21 protein-coding genes are annotated in these 17,269 nt (G+C 70.8%); 9 read left to right on the top strand and 12 right to left on the bottom strand.

The window, feature by feature from the left end:
- Positions 1-47: 47 nt before the first annotated feature.
- Positions 48-713, bottom strand: a complete 666-nt coding sequence (locus tag AB0O00_RS06250) for a nitroreductase (protein WP_363648930.1) — start codon at positions 711-713, stop codon at positions 48-50.
- A 247-nt stretch (positions 714-960) separates the two neighbouring features.
- Here AB0O00_RS06250 and AB0O00_RS06245 point away from each other — a divergent pair, with 247 nt between their 5' ends.
- Entirely contained in the window at positions 961-1,347 is a 387-nt protein-coding gene (locus AB0O00_RS06245) for a peptidoglycan-binding domain-containing protein (RefSeq protein ID WP_363648929.1), read from the top strand.
- A gap of 270 nt (positions 1,348-1,617) precedes the next feature.
- Here AB0O00_RS06245 and AB0O00_RS06240 read toward each other — a convergent pair whose 3' ends face one another.
- On the bottom strand, positions 1,618-2,199 hold the full coding sequence (locus AB0O00_RS06240; RefSeq protein WP_363648928.1) for a TetR family transcriptional regulator: 582 nt from the start codon (positions 2,197-2,199) through the stop codon (positions 1,618-1,620).
- Positions 2,200-2,365: 166 nt separating this feature from the next.
- Here AB0O00_RS06240 and AB0O00_RS06235 point away from each other — a divergent pair, with 166 nt between their 5' ends.
- Complete coding sequence (locus AB0O00_RS06235; protein WP_363648927.1) at positions 2,366-2,716, top strand: antibiotic biosynthesis monooxygenase family protein; 351 nt, start codon at positions 2,366-2,368, stop codon at positions 2,714-2,716.
- Between the two features lie 137 nt (positions 2,717-2,853).
- Entirely contained in the window at positions 2,854-3,270 is a 417-nt protein-coding gene (locus AB0O00_RS06230) for a DUF4267 domain-containing protein (protein WP_363648926.1), read from the top strand.
- On the opposite strand, the gene AB0O00_RS06225 is transcribed toward AB0O00_RS06230, so the two are convergent.
- The 4 genes from AB0O00_RS06225 to AB0O00_RS06210 form a co-directional block, all read right to left on the bottom strand.
- Positions 3,203-3,547, bottom strand: a complete 345-nt coding sequence (locus tag AB0O00_RS06225) for a DUF397 domain-containing protein (protein ID WP_363648925.1) — start codon at positions 3,545-3,547, stop codon at positions 3,203-3,205. The genes AB0O00_RS06230 and AB0O00_RS06225 overlap by 68 nt on opposite strands.
- Before the next feature lie 187 nt (positions 3,548-3,734).
- Entirely contained in the window at positions 3,735-3,929 is a 195-nt protein-coding gene (locus tag AB0O00_RS06220) for a DUF397 domain-containing protein (protein ID WP_363648924.1), read from the bottom strand.
- Between the two features lie 78 nt (positions 3,930-4,007).
- Positions 4,008-4,193, bottom strand: a complete 186-nt coding sequence (locus AB0O00_RS06215; RefSeq protein WP_363648923.1) for a DUF397 domain-containing protein — start codon at positions 4,191-4,193, stop codon at positions 4,008-4,010.
- Positions 4,186-5,052, bottom strand: a complete 867-nt coding sequence (locus tag AB0O00_RS06210; protein WP_363648922.1) for a helix-turn-helix transcriptional regulator — start codon at positions 5,050-5,052, stop codon at positions 4,186-4,188. The genes AB0O00_RS06215 and AB0O00_RS06210 overlap by 8 nt, the downstream gene beginning before the upstream one ends.
- Positions 5,053-5,291: 239 nt before the next feature.
- Between AB0O00_RS06210 and AB0O00_RS06205 the strand changes: the two genes are divergently transcribed.
- Together AB0O00_RS06205 and AB0O00_RS06200 are read left to right on the top strand one after the other, a co-directional pair.
- Positions 5,292-5,654 carry an ATP-binding protein gene (locus AB0O00_RS06205; RefSeq protein WP_363648921.1) on the top strand — a complete coding sequence of 121 codons (363 nt, stop codon included), beginning with the start codon at positions 5,292-5,294 and terminating at the stop codon, positions 5,652-5,654.
- On the top strand, positions 5,651-5,893 hold the full coding sequence (locus tag AB0O00_RS06200; RefSeq protein WP_363648920.1) for a hypothetical protein: 243 nt from the start codon (positions 5,651-5,653) through the stop codon (positions 5,891-5,893). Before AB0O00_RS06205 ends, AB0O00_RS06200 begins: the two co-directional genes overlap by 4 nt.
- Positions 5,894-6,057: 164 nt before the next feature.
- On the opposite strand, the gene AB0O00_RS06195 is transcribed toward AB0O00_RS06200, so the two are convergent.
- The 5 genes from AB0O00_RS06195 to hisC all read right to left on the bottom strand — a co-directional run bounded on the left by AB0O00_RS06195 (position 6,058) and on the right by hisC (position 11,359).
- The gene (locus AB0O00_RS06195) at positions 6,058-6,594 is read right to left on the bottom strand and encodes a hypothetical protein (RefSeq protein WP_363648919.1); all 537 of its coding nucleotides are present in this window, start codon (positions 6,592-6,594) and stop codon (positions 6,058-6,060) included.
- 6 nt (positions 6,595-6,600) lie between these two features.
- Positions 6,601-7,812, bottom strand: a complete 1,212-nt coding sequence (locus AB0O00_RS06190; RefSeq protein ID WP_363648918.1) for an ABC transporter permease — start codon at positions 7,810-7,812, stop codon at positions 6,601-6,603.
- On the bottom strand, positions 7,809-8,615 hold the full coding sequence (locus tag AB0O00_RS06185) for an ABC transporter ATP-binding protein (RefSeq protein ID WP_363648917.1): 807 nt from the start codon (positions 8,613-8,615) through the stop codon (positions 7,809-7,811). The genes AB0O00_RS06190 and AB0O00_RS06185 overlap by 4 nt, the downstream gene beginning before the upstream one ends.
- A gap of 2 nt (positions 8,616-8,617) precedes the next feature.
- Positions 8,618-10,015: a biotin/lipoyl-binding protein gene (locus tag AB0O00_RS06180; protein ID WP_363648916.1), complete on the bottom strand. Its 1,398-nt coding sequence runs from the start codon at positions 10,013-10,015 to the stop codon at positions 8,618-8,620.
- A 267-nt stretch (positions 10,016-10,282) separates the two neighbouring features.
- Entirely contained in the window at positions 10,283-11,359 is a 1,077-nt protein-coding gene (gene hisC / locus AB0O00_RS06175; protein WP_363648915.1) for a histidinol-phosphate transaminase, read from the bottom strand.
- A gap of 342 nt (positions 11,360-11,701) precedes the next feature.
- Here hisC and AB0O00_RS06170 point away from each other — a divergent pair, with 342 nt between their 5' ends.
- From AB0O00_RS06170 to AB0O00_RS06155, 4 genes are all read left to right on the top strand, one after another.
- A complete protein-coding gene (locus AB0O00_RS06170; protein ID WP_363648914.1) occupies positions 11,702-12,859 on the top strand; it encodes a LacI family DNA-binding transcriptional regulator in 1,158 nt (385 codons plus the stop codon).
- A 113-nt stretch (positions 12,860-12,972) separates the two neighbouring features.
- Positions 12,973-14,274 (top strand): metallophosphoesterase, encoded by a 1,302-nt coding sequence (locus AB0O00_RS06165; RefSeq protein ID WP_363648913.1) that lies wholly within the window; start codon positions 12,973-12,975, stop codon positions 14,272-14,274.
- Positions 14,275-14,524: 250 nt separating this feature from the next.
- The gene (locus AB0O00_RS06160) at positions 14,525-15,346 is read left to right on the top strand and encodes a hypothetical protein (protein WP_363648912.1); all 822 of its coding nucleotides are present in this window, start codon (positions 14,525-14,527) and stop codon (positions 15,344-15,346) included.
- A gap of 159 nt (positions 15,347-15,505) precedes the next feature.
- Positions 15,506-16,831 (top strand): hypothetical protein, encoded by a 1,326-nt coding sequence (locus AB0O00_RS06155; RefSeq protein WP_363648911.1) that lies wholly within the window; start codon positions 15,506-15,508, stop codon positions 16,829-16,831.
- Positions 16,832-16,917: 86 nt separating this feature from the next.
- On the opposite strand, the gene AB0O00_RS06150 is transcribed toward AB0O00_RS06155, so the two are convergent.
- Positions 16,918-17,133 carry a hypothetical protein gene (locus AB0O00_RS06150; protein ID WP_363648910.1) on the bottom strand — a complete coding sequence of 72 codons (216 nt, stop codon included), beginning with the start codon at positions 17,131-17,133 and terminating at the stop codon, positions 16,918-16,920.
- Positions 17,134-17,269: the final 136 nt, after the last annotated feature.

Here is a 17,269-nt window from a genome sequence, read left to right as displayed (position 1 = left end):
GTTCGTCGGCGGCGCGGGGGAAGCAGCCTGCCCTCGGGCGGTGGTGGTCAGGCTCCGATGAAGCTCACCGTTTCCGTCATGTCGGCGCGGCCGGTGCGGAGGCTTGGGACGCCTTCCTTTTCGAATCCCACGGAGATGCCGCAGAACAGCACGAAGTCGTCGTCTGCTCCTACGGTTTGGCTGACGGTCTTGCGGTACATCGTCCACATCACCTGAGGGCAGCTGTGCAGCCCCTCGGCCCGCAGCAGCAGCATGACCGTCTGCAGGTACATCCCCGCGTCGCCCCACTGGCCGGGGCCCATCGTTCGGTCGAGGTAGCAGAACAATACGACCGGCGCGCCGAACGCCTCCGAGTTCAAGGTGGCGATCTTCCGGGGGCGGTCGGGGTCGTCGCGTTCGATCCCCAGTGCTTCGTATCGCTGAGCTGCGGCAGCGGCGAAGCGGTACAGGTAGGGAGAGGTCAGTCCGTCCGGGTACATCGGGTACTCCCGCTCGTCACCCGGATCTCCCGCCAGTGCCCTGGCGGTCGCGCGCCGCTTCAGTTCGGCCAGGGGCTCGCCGGTCACGACATACAGGTGCCACGGCTGGAGGTTGCCGCTGGACGGAGCCCGCGTCGCTGCGGTCAGCACACGTTCAAGCACCTCCACGGGCACCGGTTCATCGCTGAACGCCCGCACGGCCCGGCGACTGTCCACGGCCTCGTACACATCCACGTCTTCGCGTCCTCTCATTCGATCGAGCCCCTCCACCGTATTCAGTGGTCAGCACGCGACGCGGGGGCGGTGTCGCGGGGTTGTGACGTCTCCACTTGGTTCCCGAAGCCCGTCTCAAATCCCAGGTCAGCGCCATGGGACGGGAGGGGTCATACTTTGCGCCGCCATGACGGATGGTCAGAGACTCCTACCGTGTTTTCCGGGCAATCGGACACGCCGGCTGCCGGATCGACAAGGAGTACGTACCTTGCGCAAGTTGACCAGGCTGTTCGCAAGCGCTGTGGTCACGGCAGCCGCGCTCACCACGGCCGCGACCCCCGCCAGCGCGGACCCCGGTGTGCCGAACATCAGCTACGGAGACCACGCACACGGGGTTCTCTGCGTCCAGCACGCACTCAACCGCTGGAACGTGTCGTTCGGCCGGGACAGCCACGTCATCGGCGAGGACTCGTGGTTCGGAAACGACACCCTCCGAGAGGTGAAGTTCTTCCAGGACCAACAGGGGCTGGACGCTGACGGCATTGTCGGTCCCAGGACCGGCAACTACCTCCTGTGGGAGCTCCAGAACCACCTGTCCCCGTGGCTCTGGCTGGACGGCTGCAAGGGGTATGTCCCGAGCCTCAAGAGCTTCTGACGTTCGCCTGTGACCTGGTAACTCATGGGGCGCCGAGGGCTGATCTCGTGATGGGTCGCGCAGGAAGTCGGCCGGGCCGACTTCCTGCGCGGTGGCGGGCCGCCGGGTTGGGGCGCGTATCGGGTCGTGATCAGTGATCACCGCGCCGACCGGGAGCTGGACGTCCTGGCACTGCTCGGCGACACGTCCCACAAGCCGCAGAAGCAGGGCTGATCCTCTTGAGGGCGCCCGCCGTGACCGAGGTCGCGGTGGGTGCCCTCGACGCGTTCTTCAGGGCGTGGGTGCGGTGAGATACCGCTGGATCGTGGGTCCGAGCCAGTCCACGATCTCCTCGCGGCTGAGCGCCACGCTCGCCGGGAACCGCAGCACGTAGCGCGTCAGCGCGAGCCCCAGCACGGTCGAGGCGCACAGTGCCGCCCGCGCCGGCGCCTGCTCCGGCTCGGGGCCCACCCGGCGGGCCAGCGGGATCAACTGGTCGCGCAACACGCTCTGCATTTGATCGGCGGCGGCCGGGTCGGTGGCGCCGACCCGCATCAGCGCGGTGAGTTCCCCGTTCTCCTCCCACAGGGTGAGGAAGTGGCGCACCAGCGTACGGCCGATCGCCTCGCGCGGTTCGAGGGACAGGCCGGGCAGCCCGGGGTCGATCGCGACGGCCGCCGCGAACAGGCCCGCCTTGTTGCCGTAGTAGCGCATCACCATCGACGGGTCGATCTTCGCGTCGCGCGCGATGGCCCGGATGGTCGCCTTCTCGTAGCCGTCCGCCGCGAATCGCTCGCGGGCCGCGGCGAGGATCGTGGCGCGCGTGGCGTCGGAACGCCGTGCGGCCCGCTGGTTCTCCGTGGTGCCGGTCATGCCAACAAATGTAGGCCAACACGTGTTGACAGTCCAGCGCGGCGGCTCTAGGTTTGCCAACAAGCGTTGACCAACAAGCGTTGGCAAGGTCGCAGTCGCTGGAGGTCGTTACCAGCGACGCCCCTTGAGCATCCGTCAGATCTCAGAGCGAGAGGAAGTACCGAAGATGGCCAAGCTGCAGAGCCTGGACCCGAATACGCCGCTGTTCGCGCAGTTCAAGGAGAAGACCGGGCCCATCGTCCTGGCCAACACCTTCTTGGTGCCGAAGGAGAGGACTGAAGCGTTCCTGGCTCTCTTTCGGCGGCAGGCGGAGTTCATGAAGGCTCAGCCGGGATTCGTCTCCCTGCAGATGCACAAGGGAACGGCGGACAGTCGGCTTCTGATGAACGTCGCGGTCTGGGAATCGACCGAGGCGCTCGCCACGGCATTCGGCAACCCGGAGTTCCAGCGCATGGCGGCCGAGTCCCCCGACGACATCGTGTCGTACCCGCACATCTTCGAGCAGATCGACGCATGACACGGCAGCTGTAGCCGGGGGAGGGCAGCCGGACCCACCCGCACCGGTCCGCGTCATCCGGCACGTCATCGGCCGCTCCGGCTACGCCCGCCGCCGAACCCTGCCCCACCCAGGCTGAACGTCGAAGGAGAAGCACCATGTCGCTGAAGAACGTCAACACCGTCCTGGCCACCGCCGTCGCCCTGTTCGTCCTCTACCTCGGGCTGTCCTTCATCCTGACCCCCGAGACGTCCACCCCAGGTGTTGGCCTGCCGAACTGGCCCGCCGGCGACGGCGGCGGCTTCCTCATCATGAAGGGCACCCGCGAATTCGCGATGGGCCTGGTCATCGCCATCCTGCTGGTGACGGGCCACCGCCGCGCCCTGGGCTTGGTCCTGCTGATGGAGGCCGTCGCCCCCTTCGGCGACATGATCAACGTCCTGGCCCACCACGGCTCCACCGCCGCCGCGTTCGGCATCCACGGCCTGACCTCGGCGCTGATCGCGATCACCGGCCTGCTGATCCTCCGCGAGACCGGCAAGGCCCACAAGGCCCCCGCCCCGCAGCCCGCCTGACAGCTACATGGCCCCGAAGGGGGATTCTCCTCAGGTCGTTGTTCTGCCGGTGGCCCCTTGCGTGCAAGCAAGGGGCCACCGGAACGATTCGCTGGGCGGTGAGCTCGCCGGCCTTCGCGCGCCGGAGGAGGTTGGCGAGCCTCTGGGGCGTGGTGCGGAGGATGACGTCGCCCTCGTCGGACTCACGGAGTTCGACCATTCCGTCGATGGCCCGGACTTCGACGCAGTCCGAGTTCGCACCGGAGTAACTGGCCTTCTGCCACTCGGGGCCATTCACCGTCACCAACACCTCTCGTCAGTAGGACGCGGATAGGGAGGGCCGCCGACAACTACTCGCTTTACGTCATCGATGGAGTGGGCGGGCCAGCGTTAGGGGTAGCGCAGGAAGTCGGCTGGGCCGACTTCCTGCGCAATGGAGGCAATGCGGAGTGGGGATGGGGACCCTCGCACAGGGGACCGCTGGGCTAGGCGTCGCGGCGGCTGTACTCGCCAGCCTTGATCGCTTGGAGTAGGGGGGCGAGGTGGCGGCGGGTGGTGCGCACGAGGACGCCACTCTCGTCGGACTCGCGGAGTTCGACCGCGCCGTCTATAGCGCGCACCTCCACACAGGTGTCGCTGGAACTGCTGAAGGACGACTTCTGCCACACGGAACCAGTCATACCAACGAGGCCCTCTCCTCAGGTGGTTGTTCTGCCGGCGGCCCCTTGCGTGCAGCAAGGGGCCGCCGGAACGATTCGCTAGGCGGTGAGCTCGCCGGACTTGGCGCGCTGGAGGAGGTCCGCGAGCCGTTGGGGCGTCATGCGGAGGATGACGTCGCCCTCATCGGACTCGCGGAGTTCGACCAGTCCGTCGACGGCGCGTACCTCCACACAGTTATCGCTGGCACCGGAGTAACTGGACTTCTGCCACAAAGAACTAGTCATGTTTGCTTCCCACTTCTTCCTTGATGGATCGGATAAGGTCGCGCGACTTCTCCTCGGAGAGGGCGCTGGACTCCATCTGGGCAAGGAGGGCCCGGAACCTTGCAAGGTGGGCCGGCGAGTCGAACAGCCGGATGCCATGGCCAGTGTCCATCTGGGCGGAGTCGAGTTCCGCTATCGGCCCCTCGGCATAGGTGAAGTTCTCGCTGGGGCTTGGGGAGACGCTGGCGGTGAACGGCACCACCCGCACCGAGATATCGGGAAACTCGGAGTCCACGATGAGCGAGTCGAGTTGGGCAGAGAGAACCTCCGGCCCGCAGAACTGCATCCGCAGAGCCGTCTCGTGGATGAACGCGATGTACGGCGTCAGCCCTGATCGGACGATGTCCTGCCGCCGCAGACGGAAGATTGTTCTGAGATCGACCTCATGGCTGGGGAGCGGCGGGTAGGTCTGGGCGAACAGGGTGCGTGCGTAGGCACCGCTCTGAAGCAGTCCGGGCAGGAAGGCGGTCGTGTAGGTGGACAGCCTGTGTGCCGCGCCTTCGAGCTCGGCGACCTCAAGAAAGTCGATGGGCAGCGTTCCGCGATACTCCTCCCACCAGCCACCTCGCTCGCGCTCCGTAATGATCTCGGCAAGAGCATCGAGCAGAGGCTGGTTAGCGCACATGCACACCGAGGCGATCAGCTGAAGCCGTTCCACACTGATCCCGGTCTTCCCGCCTTCCATCTGGGTCACGTGGGCGGGATTGATACCGAGTTCGCGCGCGAGCTGACTGCCGCCGAGACCGGCTTGCTCCCGCATCCTGCGCAGCTCGGCACCCAGTCTCCGCTGACGGAGAGTTGGGTTCGATCGAAGTGCCATGGGACCAGTGTGCCTCAGCGCCTCAGCCTCGTTCGGGGGAACATCTCGCGGTCCGCCACAAATCTGTGGCGGACCGCGCTATGGTCGTTCTCAGCTCTATCCGACTGATCGTCAGTAATGCCTGCATTCCGGGCAGTAGGCGCCTGCTGCCCGGGCACCGAAGAGCAGCCATCTTCCACGGCCTGGCTCACGGCGACGTATCCGCCGTCCTCCTCCTCATCTCCCTCACGGAGGTTCCCGTGTGCAGCTTCAACACGCCCTCGCTCGCCCTCTCCCGGCAAGCTCTCCGGGACGGGCTCACGCGCGCCGGGTGGGACCCTGACACCATCCTCAACGCCGAGCTCGCGCTCGTCGAGCTCATCGTCAATGCCTGGCGGCACGCTCACACCGTCGCGCCCGTCGTCTTCTACACCCTCTCCGGCAACACCCTCCGTGTCTCCGTCTCCGACGAGAGCCCTGCCCTCCCCGAGCAGCGCACGCCCGCCGAACTCGCCGAATCCGGGCGCGGCCTCCAGCTCGTCTCCGGGCTCACCGATCGCTGGGGCGTCGAACCCCAGCAGCGCGGCAAGAACGTCTGGTACGAGCTGGACTCCGCCGCGTGAACAGCCGGCCCATCGCCCCCGACGACCCCCGCATGCGCGACTACAACCGCGCGCAAGTCCTCGCCCTCCTCGCCGAGTTGCGTACACGCGGACGCCCGTACGGCCTCCTCTGGGGATCCGCCGATGCCTCCGACACCACGATCGACGGCCGTCTCCTCGTCGACTTCGGGCACGCCCCCGTCAGCACCTTGCTCAACCTCCTCGACCTCCTCCGAGACGCCACCGCGAGACCCGAGTGAAGTCTTCGTCGGCGCCGTCCTCCTCGCCCTCCTCGCGCTCGCGATCGTCACCGTCGCCCTCGGGGTCGTCGCAACCCTCAGGATCAAACCTCCGGACGACCGCGAGCAGTAGACCGCACGAAGGCCCCCGCCCAATAAGGGCGAGGGCCTCGCGGCGAACCCGGTCAGCCGCCCGACGGCGTACGGTTGCCGACCGCCCCGCCCTCCACGAGTTGGCTCGCCATGTAGCCGCCGCCGGCGTCGGGGGTGCCGACGACGGTCACGCTCTGGCCGGGCTGCAGGTCCGCGACCTTGCCGTCCTTGGTGAGCTGGACCTTCGTCGCGTCGCCGGTGGTGACCTTGACGGTGTTGCCGTTGGCGTCGGTCAGGTAGACGGTGGTGCCGTCCACCGCCTTCACCGTGCCGCGCGTGAAACCGGGTTGCCCGCCCTGCCCCTGGCCGCCCCTCCGCGAGCCGTTCTGTCCGAAGCCCCCGGAGGCAGGTGCAGCGGCCCGAGGTGTAGGCGCAGAGGACCCGTTGCCCTTCTGGTACCAGACCCCGCCCGCGAACGCGCCCGTCGCGATCACGCCGCCCGCCAGCAGCAGCGAGAGCCAGGGCAGCGGCCGGCGCGGCGGCGCCGCGAGCTCGGCGGCGACGTCCCGGGCGTCCGGCGGGGTGGCGAGGAGGGCGACCTGTTCGGTCTGGGTCATGTCGTTGGTCATGGGGTCCTACTCGTGCCGGAGGGCGTCGATCGGCCGCAGCGAGGCGGCCCGGTTGGCGGGGTAGCTGCCGAAGAAGAGCCCGATGGCGACGGCGATGCCGAACGCGCCGAGCACCGACTCGGGGATCACCACCGGCTTGACGCCGACGATGCTGAAGTGCGAGCCGGCGATCCCGGCCGCGACCCCCAGCCCCGCGCCGATCACCGACAGCAGCGTGGATTCGGTGAGGAACTGCCCGAGGATCACCGCTCGCGGCGCGCCGAGGGCCTTGCGGATGCCGATCTCCCTGGTCCGCTCGGTCACCGTCACCAGCATGATGTTGGTGATCCCGATCCCGCCGACCAGCAGCGAGATCGCCGCGACCGCGCCCAGCAGCACGGTGAACGTCTTCGTCGTGCTCTCCCTCGCCGTGAGCAGCGAGGCCTGGTTGGTGATCCGGAAGTCGGCCTTCGTCGGGTCGGTGATCGCGTGGGCCGCGAGCAGTACCCGGGTGATCTCGGACTGGGCCGCCGTCGTGCTGTCGGCCGAGGCGGCCTGGACGAGGATCTGGTTGACCGGGCCGAAGCCGGTGAAGGCGTTCTGCACGGTGGGCAGCGGTGCGATCAGGACGTCGTCCGGGTCGGTGAAGCCGCTGCCGCCCTTGGCCTGGAGCACGCCGACGACGGTGAACGGCGTGCCGCCGACGGTGATCTTCTTGCCGACCGGGTCCTCCGTGTCGAACAGCTGCTTGGCGGTGGTGGCGCCGAGCACCGCGACCTTGCGCGAGCCGAGGACGTCGTCGTCGGTGAAGTACTCGCCGTGCGTGACCTTCTGGTTGGCGGTCTCGAAGTACGCCGGGTAGGTGCCGACGATCGAGCCGGGGCTGTACGAGACGTTCCCGTACAGCGCGGTGGCGCTGGTGGTGACGACCGGCGCGACGGACTTGACCGCGGCCGGGTCGGCTCCCGTCGCCAGCGCCTTCGCGTCGGCGACCGTCAGCTTCTTCACCGACGAGGTGGCGCGCGAGCCACCGTTCGCCGAACCGGAGCTGACGGTGAGGGAGTTGGTGCCGAGCGAGGTGATCGAGTCCTTCACCGCGACCGACGAACCGTTGCCGACGGCCAGCAGCAGGATCACCGAGGCGACGCCGATCAGCACCCCGAGCATGGTGAGCGCCGAACGGACCTTGTTGGCGGCGAGGCCGCCGACCGCGAAGCGGAGCATCTGCCAGACGATCACGCCGGCACCCCCAACCCGCTCAGGAGGGGCGGCGGCCCGTCCACCGGCGCCTGCCGGACGTCGCTCACGATCTGCCCGTCGACGAGCCGCAGCACCCGCTTGGCGTGGCGGGCGACCTCGTCCTCGTGGGTGATCAGGACGACGGTGCGGCCGGTGGCGTTGAGCCGGTCGATGATGGCCAGCACGTCCTCGGTGGCACGGCTGTCCAGGTTGCCGGTCGGTTCGTCGGCGAGCAGCATCGCGGGCGCGGTGACCAGCGCCCGCGCCACGGCGACGCGCTGCTGCTGGCCGCCGGAGAGCTCGTTGGGCCGGTGGCCGGCCCGTTCGGCGAGCCCGACCAGCGACAGCGCGGCCATCGCGCGCCGACGGCGTTCGGCGGCGCGCACGCCCGCGTAGGCGAGCGGCAGCTCGACCTGGGCGAGGGCGGTGGTGCGCGGCACCAGGTTGAACGACTGGAAGATGAAGCCGATCTTGCGGTTGCGGACGAGCGAGAGCTGGCCCTCGTCGAGGTGGCCGACGTCGATGCCGTCCAGCTGGTAGCTGCCGGCGGTGGGGACGTCGAGGCAGCCGAGGATGTTCATCAGGGTGGACTTGCCGGAGCCGGAGCTGCCCATCACCGCGACGTAGTCGCCCTGCTCGATGTCCAGGGCGACGCCGAGCGGCGCGCCGGTGGCCGGGTCGGCCGGGCCGCGCAGCGCGTGCACGGTGGCGTCGCCGTGGCCGTAGGCCTTGGTGAGCCGACGGATCCGGATGACGGGTGGCGGTGGCGCCGCGGGCACCCGCTTGTCGATGACGTGACGCATGCTCAGCCCTTACCGCCCCGGCCGCCGGCACCGCTGCCGTTGTTGCCACCGCCGCCCGGGATGGCCCCGCCACCGAAGCCCCCGGCACCGCCGCGACCGCCCTGCCCGCCGCCGAGCCCCGGGAAGGAGCCGTTCGGGAAGCCGTTCCCGCCGCTGGTGGTGGGGAGTTCGACCTTGTCGCCCTCCTTGAGCCCGGTGAGCACCTGCACGGTGCTGTCGCCTTCGACGCCGACCGTGACGCTCACCCGCTGGGTGGTGCCGTCCGGCTGCACCAGGCTCGCCGTCCGGCCGGCGCCGGTGCCGGAGAGCGCGGAGGTGGGCAGCGAGAGCGCGTTGTCGGCCTCGCCGGTGACCACCGAGACGGTCGCGCTGAGGCCGGTGCGCAGGGCACTGGTGTCGCCGCTGATCTGCAGCGTGGCCGCGTACTGGACGGCCGACGCGCCGGCGCTGCCGCCACCGCTGCTACTGGGCAGCGAACTGACCGACAGGACGGTCGCGTTGAGCTTGGTGTCGGCCTGCGCGTTCAGCGCGACGGTGGCCGCCTCGCCCTTCTTGAGCTTGAGCGAGTCGAGCTCGGAGAAGTTGGCGGTGACCTGCATCCCGGTCGGGTTGGTCAGGACGATGAAGCCGCTCGGCGCGCCGCTGCCCGAACCCGCGCTCGTACCAGTCGACTTGGACGATCCGGATCCCGAGGCCGTGGAGGACGAGCCGCCGCCGACAGTGTCGCCAACCTTGGCGGAGACGGACGCGACGGTACCGTCCACCGAGGCGGTGAGCGTGGTGCCGGCCAGCGCCGCCTGGGCGTTGGCGACGTTGGTCTGCGCGGTGGCGAGCTGCTGCTCGGCCTGGGCGACGGCCGCGTCATCGACCTTGGTGGTGGTGACGGTGGTGGTCTGCGGAAGGGGCGTACTGCTCCCGCCCGCTCCGCGACCCCCGGCACCAGCACTGGGACTCGGACTCGGAGCCGCGGCGCTGCTCTGGGGCAGCGGCTCGACGGTCGTAGTGGTGACACCGGCCTGGGCCTTGGCCAGGTTGGCGTTGGCCGTGGTGAGCGCCGCGTTGGCCGCGTCCACCTGCTGCTGGGCCGCGGTGGTGTCGACGGTGGCCAGCACCTGGCCCTTCTTCACGGTGTCCCCGACCGCGACCTTGACCGCCGCGAGCCGACCGCCCGTGGTGAAGTCCTGGGCGGCGTCGGTGGGCGACACCAGCGTGCCGGTTCCGGACACCGTGGCCAGGACCGTCCCCTTGGCGACCGTCGCGGTCCGGGCCCTGGGCTGTCCGGCGGCCGCGCTCGGCCCGCTGTTCACGGTGGTGTACACCAGGGCGGCGCCGCCGAGCAGGGCCACGCCCAGGGCGGAGTTGACGAGGACGGCGCCTCGCCGTCGTGGGAGCACCTTCATGGCGGACAGCTTCGCCGGGCGCTCTTGCGCGGGCCTGGGCGCGGACTGGGAGAAGACTGACCGTGCGGATCCGGACATTCCGGTCGCACCGGCCCGTTCACGCAGGCCGCTTGGCTACCGCGTGGCGGGCCGTTGGCCGAACTCCCAGCCCGCTCCCAGCGACCCCCAGCCATCCGGCAGCACCCCGCAACGCCAGGTCCCCCGGTACCTCGCAACGCCGCAGGGGCGCACCGCACACGCGGCACGCCCCTGCACCATCGAAGAGCCTCAGAGCGTCTTGCGGAACGCCTCGGCCACGGTGAGGAAGATCGAGTTGCCCTCGGTCTCGCCGATCGACACCCGCACGCCCTCGGGGAACGGCCGGACGATCACACCGGCCGCACCGGCCGCGGCGGCGAAGTCCGCCGAGCGCTCGCCGAGCGGCAGCCACACGAAGTTGGCCTGCGAGTCCGGGATGTCCCAGCCCTGGGCACGCAGCCCGGCCACCACCCGGGCGCGCTCCTCGACCAGCGCGTCCACCCGCACCTTGAGCGCGTCCTCGGCGTGCAGCGAGGCGACCGCGGCGTTCTGCGCGAGCTGGTTCACGCCGAACGGGACGGCGGTCTTGCGCAGCGCGGTCGCCACCGACTCGTGGGCGATCGCGAAGCCGACGCGCAGGCCCGCGAGGCCGTACGCCTTGGAGAAGGTGCGCAGGACGCAGACGTTGGGGCGGTCCCGGTAGAGGTCGATGCCGTTGGGCACCTCGGGGTCGCGGATGAACTCGATGTAGGCCTCGTCGACGACGACCAGGACATCGCCCGGCACCGCGTCGATGAAGCGCTCCAGCTCGGCGCGGTGGATCACGTTGCCGGTCGGGTTGTTCGGGTTGCATACGAAGATCAGCCGGGTGTTCGGCGTGATCGCGGCGAGCATCGCGTCCAGGTCGTGGTCGCCGCCGGCGGTGAGCGGGACCGGGACGGGGGTGGCGCCGGCGACCTGGGTGATGATCGGGTACGCCTCGAACGAGCGCCAGGCGAAGATCACCTCGTCGCCCGGGCCGGCCGTGGCGAGGATCAGCGACTGGGCGACGCCGACCGAGCCGGTGCCGGTGGCGATGTGCTCGACCGGCACGCCGAAGCGCTTGGCCAGCTCCTCGGTCAGCTCGTTGACCGCCATGTCCGGGTACCGGTTGAACGAGCCGGCCGCCTTGACCGCCGCGTCCAGGACGCCGGGCAGCGGCTCGTACGGGTTCTCGTTGGAGGACAGCTTGTAGGCGTCGGCGCCGGCCGGCTTGCCGGGCTTGTAGGTGGGGATGCCGTCCAGGGTCGGCCGCAGCCGCGGCCCCTGCGCTGACGTGTCGCTCACGGTCCTACTCCTTCTCGATACATCTTGATCGCCAGTGCGCTCGCCCGTCTCCGGCGGGATCGCCGCCGGCCCCGGGATCTCGGAACGCGCCCGGACCACCCCGGTCGGGTGCCATGCACCATACCGACCGCCCTCACCCGTAGGAGTGAGTTGGCCGGTCGGCCCACCGGTGCAGATCAGCCATTCTGCCGGGTTCCTTTGGCACATGTCAGAGGTAAGACGCCAGGTTTTGGGCCGGTATCGAAGGGGCGCGCCCCGGCTCACTCGTGGAGAAACGTATCTCCGAAGGCTCCCGATGCGCCGGTCACAGGACCTTGTCAGGAGCCATACGATCGGTCCGCCATGACAGCAGCAGCCAACCAGAGCGGTCGGCGACCCACCACCTCACGGCGTCTGGAGCGGGCCGGCATCCGGGATGTGGCAGCAGCCGCCGGAGTGTCGATCACCACCGTCTCCGATGCGCTGAACGGAAAGGGCCGCCTGCCCGACGAGACCCGCAGCCGGGTGCGCGAGGTCGCCGAGCGCCTCGGCTACCGCCCCTCGGCGGCGGCCCGCACCCTGCGCACCGGACGGTCCGGCCTGATCGGGCTGACCGTCACGACCTACGGTGAGGAGCCGTTCACCTTCACGGAATTCGCGTACTTCGCCGAGATGGCCCGCGCCGCCACCAGCGCCGCCCTCGGCCGCGGCTACGCGCTGGTGGTGCTGCCCGCCTCCTCCCGGCACGACGTCTGGGGCAACATCGCCCTCGACGGGACGGTGGTGATCGACCCGCCCGACCAGGACCCGCTGGTCAGCGAGCTCTACCGGTCCGGCGTCCCGGTGGTCAGCGACGGCAAGCCCGGCAACTGCCCGGTCACCGCCTGGGTCGACAACGACCACGAGGCCGCCGTGCTCGGCATCCTCGACCACCTCTCCGAGGCCGGCGCCCGCCGGATCGGCCTGCTCACCGGCACCAGCACCGACACCTACACCCGGCTCTCCACCGAGGCCTACCTCGCCTGGTGCGCCAAGGTCGGCCAGGAGCCGGTGTACGAGGCCTACCCCGCGCACGACCCGGCCGCCGGCGCCGTCGCCGCCGACCGGCTGCTCGCCCGCCCCGACCGCCCCGACGCCGTCTACGGCCTGTTCGACCCCAACGGCACCGACCTGCTCGCCGCCGCCCGCCGCTACGGCCTGCGGGTGCCCGACGACCTGCTGCTGGTCTGCTGCAGCGAGAGCGACGTCTACGCCGCCACCGAGCCCCCGATCACCACGCTCTCACTGAAGCCCCGCCGGATCGGCACGACCGTCGTCAACCTCCTCATCGACGCCATCGAGGGCGTCGACTCCGGGACGGGCGTCGACATCGCCCGGCTCTTCCCGCCCCGCTTCCGCACCGCCGGAACCGGCCCGCCGCCCGGCACCCTGATGCCCACCGAGCTGATCGTGCGCGCGTCCTCCCAGCGCCGGAGTCCGCGCACCACCGTCAGCCCTCCCCGACCCCCGGGCGAGGTCTAGACCATACCGAGCCGGGACAAAACGGACCTAGCGGGACGCCCGGCTGACGCTCCGGAGGATTGGATACCCACCAGGTGACGACGCCGGGAGAGTGGTCTTCCTATGATGGGCGAATGACACCCGAGGACCGCTTCCCCGGGCCTGAACACCCCTCCTCAGGCCCCCGCCACCAGCCGGACCTCGACGTGCTGCCGTACGGCACCTACTACGAGCCGGAAACCGCGACCGGCTACGCCGGGACGCCGTACGAAGCGGAGACCTACAGCGGCTACGGCGGCGCCCGCTACCTCGAACAGCACTGGCCCGCCGACAGCGAGGCGCACGGACACACGATGCACGCCCCGGGGCACGCGCCGGTGTTCAGCCACCAGGACCACCCCGGCTACGAGCCGACGCTGCCCGACCAGCCCTCGCCGGCCCTCCAGTTCGCCGATCAGTACCCCGATCAGCTGCCCAACCAGCCGTCCGACCAGCTGCCCGACCAGCTGTCCGGCGAGGCCCCGGAGCAGCTCCCCGGCCGCGACGACCCGCCGACCATCGAACTCGGCCCGCCGCTGCCCGAGCCCGCGCCCAGCTACCCGTACCCGGCCCCCGGCCCCGGCGAGCCGCCCGGCCCGCTCTACGTCGTCGGCGACGTGCACGGCTACCTCGAAGAGCTCGTCGCCGAGCTGCGCAACCAGGGCATCATCGACGCCGAGGGCCACTGGTCCGCCGGCCGCGCCCGGATCTGGTTCCTCGGCGACTTCACCGACCGCGGCCCCGACGGCATCGGCGTCATCGACCTCGTCATGCAGCTCGCCGCCGAGGCCGCCGCCGCCGGCGGCTACTGCCGGGCCCTGATGGGCAATCACGAACTGCTCTTCCTCGGCGCCGCCAGGTACGGCGACGAACCCGTCCAGTCCACCGCCGGCACCGCCTCCTTCCTCGCCGCCTGGCGGCTCAACGGCGGCCAGCAGCACGACCTCGACCGGCTCCAGGCGCACCACATCAGCTGGCTCTCCCGGCTGCCCGCCATCGCCATCGAGGACGGCCACCTGCTGCTGCACTCCGACACCACCGCCTACCTGGAGTACGGCGAGTCCATCCCGGACGTCAACGACGCGGTGCACAGCCTGCTCGCCGACGAGGGCGTGGACGAGTGGTGGGACTGCTTCCGCCGCTTCACCAAGCGCTTCGCCTTCCGCGGCGACGCCGGCCCGATGGCCGTCCACGAGCTCCTCGACACCTACGGCGGCACCCGGATCGTGCACGGCCACAGCCCGATCCCGTACCTCACCGGCGCGGTGCACGCCGACGACGGCGCCCCGCCGCACATCCCCGGGCCGTACGTGTACGCCGACGACCTCGCGGTCGCCATGGACGGCGGCGTCACCATGGAAGGGCGCCTGCTCATCGCCCGACTGCCCGTCAACTGACGCCACCCGCAGGCACATCCGCCGACCCACCGGTCGAACGGGTGTTCCCGGCGCCCGGGCCGCCGACCGCGCGCGGCCCGGGGCGCGAAATTCCGGAAACGGACTGTCTGCGCGGGCGCACCCGCCCCTACCATGAGGCACACCACGAGCGGCCGCCCGTCCGGCGGCCCGCCTCCGCGCCCGATTCGGCGCCCCTGCGGGCCCAGCCCGCGGGGCGGAGCGAACCGGGGTCCGCATGAACGGGGTCCCCATGACCAACCCCCCGCCGCTGCTCGCCGAGGACCGCCCGGAGTACGAGCGCCTCCTCGCCGAAGCCCTCCGCGACGGCACCGTCCGCACCGCCCTGCGCGCGCCCGGCGCGCTCACCGCCGACCAGCTGCGCATCCGCGCCCTGCGCGACGCCGACAGCATCGCCGCCGCGGCCGTCACCGAGTACGAGCACTACACCCGGCTGCGCGCGAGCCTGCGCAGCACGCCCCCGCCCGCCGAAGGCGTCGAGCCGACCGCCCCCGGCCTGCTCGCCCAGCTGCGCTCCGCCAACGGCGGCGCCGGGCTCTTCCCCGTCCTCACCGTGCTCACCCCGATCCTGGCCTGGGCCGCCGCGCTGGTCCTGCTGCTCCTCGGGTACGCGCTGCGCGCCGCCGACTCCGGGCTCGTCCTCGCCCGCTCCCTGCTCACGGCCGGGTGGGTCGCGCTCGCGGCCGGGGTCGTCGCGATGGCCGTCGGCCTGGTCGGGCTCGTGCTCACCGCGTTACGCGACGGCTCCGGCGCCCCCGCGGGCACCGACCCCGACCTCGCCGCCGAGCTCGCCGACGCCCGCCGCGAATGGCGCACCGCCCTGCGCGACCGCGGCCTCCTCCCCTACCTGCACGCCGGCCTGCCGGCCGTCCCCGCCCAGCGTCCGGACTTCACCAGCCCCGGCTACACCCCGCCCGGCTTCACCAGCCCCGGCCCCGACGGCCTCACCGACCCCGAGGGCCGCACCCCCCGCCCCGCCGCCTTCACCCCGCCCGACTTCACCACCCCCGGCTACACGCCGCCCGGCTTCACCGGCCCCGACGACGTCGCCTGAGCCGTCGGCCGAACCGTCGGCCGAAGCCGGTAACCCCCCGCTGCAAGCACCGCACCGACGATCGGTTTAAATGTGGTGTAGCCACGGGGGGCCGGCAGATTTGTTGTGTCCTCGCCTTTTCACGGGGGACACATGACACGAACGCCCAGCCATGCCGGCATGCCCGACGACCCGCTGCCACCGCTCGCGAGACCGGCGGTCCGGGTCGCGCTGACCGCCGCGATCGTCGCGGCCGGCCTGCTCGTCCGCGCGCTGATGCGGCACTGGGAGTCGCTCGACTTCGGCGTCTTCCTGCTCCGCTGGTACCAGACCATGGAGCACAACGGCGGATTCCACGCCCTGCGGGACTCCAGCTTCGCGGACTACAACGTCCCGTACCTCTACCTGATGGCGGCCCTGACCTACCTCCCGGTCTCACCGCTCGCCGGGATCAAGGCCGTCTCGATCGCCTTCGACCTGCTCCAGTCCTACTTCGTCTTCCGGATCGTCGCGCTGCGCCACCCCCGCCGCGACGCCTGGCAGCCGTTCGCGGCGATGCTGCTGGCCCTCGTGCTGCCGACCGTCGCCGTCAACAGCGGCTGGTGGGCGCAGGCCGACGGGATCTACACCTCGTTCATCGTGGGCGCCGTCTACTTCGTGCTGTGCCGCCGCCCCTGGCTGGCCTGCGCGATGCTCGGCTTCGCCCTCGCGTTCAAGCTCCAGACCGTCTTCGTCTTCCCGTTCCTGCTGGTCATGCTCGTGACCCGACGGGTGCTCTGGCGCAGCCTGCTCGCCATCCCGGCGGTCTACGTCGCGCTGGACGTCCCCGCGTTCCTGCTCGGCGCCGACCCCGTCAAGCTGCTCACGGTGTACACCCGCCAGGCCGACTCCTACCAGCAGCTGACGCTCAACGCGCCGTCGGTGTACCAGTTCATCCGGACCCCGGCGGACGCGCACAAGGCCGAGCTGATCCGCAGCGCCGGCGTGATGGTCGCCGGCGCCGTGGTGATCACCCTGGTGGCGCTGGCCGTGCTGTCCCGCACCGGCCGGCTCGCGCTGCGCAGCGGCGCCGCCCGTCCGACCCTCACGCAGAACCAGGTCCTGCTGACCGCCCTCAGCTCGGCGATCACGGTGCCGTTCCTGCTGCCGTCCATGCACGACCGCTACTTCTACGTGGCGGACGTGCTGAGCCTGGTCGCGGCCTTCTACCTGCCGCGCCGGCTCTGGCTCGCCCCGATCCTGGTGCAGACGGCGTCCTTCGCCAGCTACCTGCCGTTCCTGCGGCCGAAGACGATCGAGACGATGATGGACTACCAGTGGTCGCACCACGGGTGGGAGCTCGTCTCGGGCACGATGGGCGCGGCCGTGGTGGGCATCCTGGTGATCACCGCGCTGGAGTACCGCCGCCGGCCCGGCGACCCGACGGGCCGCGGCCCGGTGCGCGCCGGCGAGGGCGCCTCGGGGGAGCCGCAGGTCCTCTCCTCCCGGCCGTCCTCAGCGCGTTAAGCACGCCTGAACGCACCGCTGCCCCGGGCTCTCGCCCGGGGCAGCGTGCTTTCCCGGTCCCACCGGGCAGGACCCTGGAGCCGCCGCTACGGCAGGTAGCGTTCGAGCGCCGCCGCGCCCTTCTCCTCGATCTGCCGCCTGGCCATCTCGACCCGCTCGGGCGTGACGTCGCGCCCGGACGCCATGACGAGGTCCTCGGGGTCGAAGGGCCGCTCGCCACCGCTGTACAGCTGCCGCGGGGACGCCTTGGCGTCCCGGTTCGTCTCGTCGCTCGGATCGGTCCCCTTGATCGGGCTGCCCATCGCTGCCTCCTTGGTAGGCCTTCTCCCCAGGGTGCCTCCGATTTCCCCCGGACGCACGACGGCGGGGGGGGTGTTCAGCGGGGAATTTCTCCCCGCGGCCGTCACGGGTGTGGGGCGGGTGGGGGGGGGGCCGTGT

This window comes from Kitasatospora sp. NPDC093558, from assembly GCF_040683475.1.
Taxonomy (GTDB): Bacteria; Actinomycetota; Actinomycetes; order Streptomycetales; family Streptomycetaceae; genus Kitasatospora.
The sequence above is the reverse complement of the archived record's forward strand: the minus strand, read 5'-3'. Positions and strand labels throughout refer to the sequence as shown.